The organism is Methylomonas lenta (genome assembly GCF_001644015.1).
Taxonomy (GTDB): domain Bacteria; phylum Pseudomonadota; class Gammaproteobacteria; order Methylococcales; family Methylomonadaceae; genus Methylomonas; species Methylomonas lenta.
In genome coordinates, this window is record NZ_LUUI01000034.1 from 1 (window position 1) to 2,300 (window position 2,300).

A 2,300-nucleotide genomic window follows, 5' to 3' on the forward strand; every position below is an offset into this window, starting at 1 on the left:
GAAAGCCACGTACATGGGGAAGGGGCGGACAAAACTGCGTAGCCTGCAAAGGTAACTTTTACCAGGCATGAAGGACTGGACACATGAAGCAAACCTCCCTGCAGGGGATAGCAAACAAAGCGGCACAAGATAAAACTTACCGGTTTCGGAACCTATTTGGTGTGCTGACGGCCGGATTCTTGTTTTGGTGTTGGGATTTTATCAACCGAAGAGCAAGTGCTGGTGTAGATAAACTTGATGCAATTGCGTATGAAGATAATCTGGTCGGCAATATTCAGCAATTAGCGGAACAAGTCAAAGAGGGGACGTATCGGGCAAAGTTGGTTCTTAGAAAATATATTCCGAAAGCGGGCGGCAAGTTGCGCCCATTAGGGATACCGGCCATTGCCGACAAGCTACTGCAAATTGCAGTAGCGAAGATATTAGAAGCCATCTATGAGCAAGACTTTTTGTCCTGTAGTTATGGATACCGACCTAGAACAAGCGCTCATAATGCCATTAAAGACTTAACGGGCGAACTGAAATCAGGAAAGTATCATGTCGTGGTTGAAGCTGATATTAAAGGCTTCTTCAATGCCATAAACCATGATTTGTTAATGGACATGTTGGCCAAGCGAATAGATGACAAACCTTTCTTAAATCTTATTCGGAAATGGTTGAAAGCAGGCGTATTGGAAACAGATGGTCAGGTGTTACATCCCTTGATGGGAACTCCACAAGGGGGAAGTGTTTCACCAATTTTGGCTAATATCTATCTTCATAATGTCTTGGATGTATGGTTTGATGAAATAGTGCGGACGCATTGCGTAGGGCGTATTTATTTATGCCGATTTGCGGATGATTTTGTCTGTGCATTTCAATATGAAAAAGATGCGCAACGCTTTTACAAAGCGTTAATTCAGAGATTAGCTCGTTTTGGCCTTGAAGTTGCCGAGGACAAGACTCAGATTATTGAGTTTAGTCAACGCAAGACGTGGGTGAAAACGAAATTTGATTTCCTGGGGTTTGAATTTCGCTGGTGTGTTAATCGGTGGAGCTATCCGGTTTTAAAACGACGCACATCACGAAATAAACTTAGGACTTCAATAGCAAATTACAAAGTATGGTTTCAGAAGAATTGTAGTCTGCCAAAGAAAATACTCTTTGAGAAGCTGAATAGGAAACTAATTGGCTACTATAGCTACTATGGAGTGACTGGGAATTTTCAAAGTCTCAATGATTTCGTGTTTCGAGTTATAGGACTACTTTTCAAATGGCTTAACCGACGTAGTCAGCGAAAGAGCTACAACTGGACAGGCTTTGGAGCGCTGATTAAGCATTTTAGAATAGCCAAACCACGCATACTTCATGCTTTCTAAGAATTATAAGGAAGCCGTGTGCAAAGTGAGCAGTTTTGAAGAGCCCTGTGCGGTAATTCCGCACGCAGGGATCTGTGAGGGGGCAGTCGGGTAACTGGCTGTTCTACCTCGATTCTTTGCTTACTGTCGAGTGTCGACCACAGATCAAACTACCCAAAATCAAAGCCTGGAAATTCAAACCGCCGGTTTTGCCATTCAACGGCATCGTTTGGTTGAAGAAAGTATCAGCGGTTCAGTTGCGGCTAAAGAACGACCTGGTTTTAATAAATTGATCGAGCGGATGGAAGCGGGCGATGTGTTGGTAGTAACCAAACTGGATCGGCTCGGTCGAAACGCCATGGATGTAAGGGCCACCGTCGAGCACCTTTCTGATTCCGGTGTTCGTGTTCATTGTCTGGCGTTAGGCGGGGTTGATCTGACCAGTTCTGCCGGCAAGATGACCATGCAGGTGATTGCGGCGGTCGCCGAGTTTGAGCGTGACTTGCTGATTGAGCGAACCCAAGCGGGGATTAGTCGCGCGAAGGCAGAGGGGAAACAGTTTGGCCGGCCGCCGGCGCTCAATGCGGAAGCGCGGGCTGACGTTGTCAAACGCTTGGCCGCTGGCAGCAACGTTTCGGAGTTGGCTCGGGAGTTCAAAACCACTCGGCAAACCATTATGCGGATTCGGGAAGCGGCGTTGAAATCACCGCAATATGAAAATACGGTCCACTCTTCTGGGGAGTAAGCGATGAATCATCTATATATGGAACGGCACGATAACAAAGACAACATGCATCGTTTTTATCAGATGTTTGTGACACCAGGCTTGTTTGACGATTGGTCACTGATTAAAGAATGGGGCAGGGTTGGATCACCCGGTACCGTCAGAAAGGAGTGGTTCGATACCCAGGAGGAAGCCATCGTCGCCGGGAAGAAGTTGAGCGCGGCCAAATGTAAAAAAGG

The 2,300-nt window shown here is 46.3% G+C and carries 3 protein-coding genes; all 3 read left to right on the plus strand.

Annotation, left to right across the window (positions count from 1 at the left end):
* Positions 1-83: 83 nt before the first annotated feature.
* The gene (gene ltrA, locus A1359_RS02500; protein WP_066977533.1) at positions 84-1,358 is read left to right on the plus strand and encodes a group II intron reverse transcriptase/maturase; all 1,275 of its coding nucleotides are present in this window, start codon (positions 84-86) and stop codon (positions 1,356-1,358) included.
* Between the two features lie 94 nt (positions 1,359-1,452).
* Positions 1,453-2,082: a recombinase family protein gene (locus tag A1359_RS02505; RefSeq protein ID WP_066977535.1), complete on the plus strand. Its 630-nt coding sequence runs from the start codon at positions 1,453-1,455 to the stop codon at positions 2,080-2,082.
* 3 nt (positions 2,083-2,085) lie between these two features.
* Positions 2,086-2,300 (plus strand): WGR domain-containing protein (locus A1359_RS02510; protein WP_066977538.1); only part of this gene is annotated, 215 nt, incomplete at its 3' end.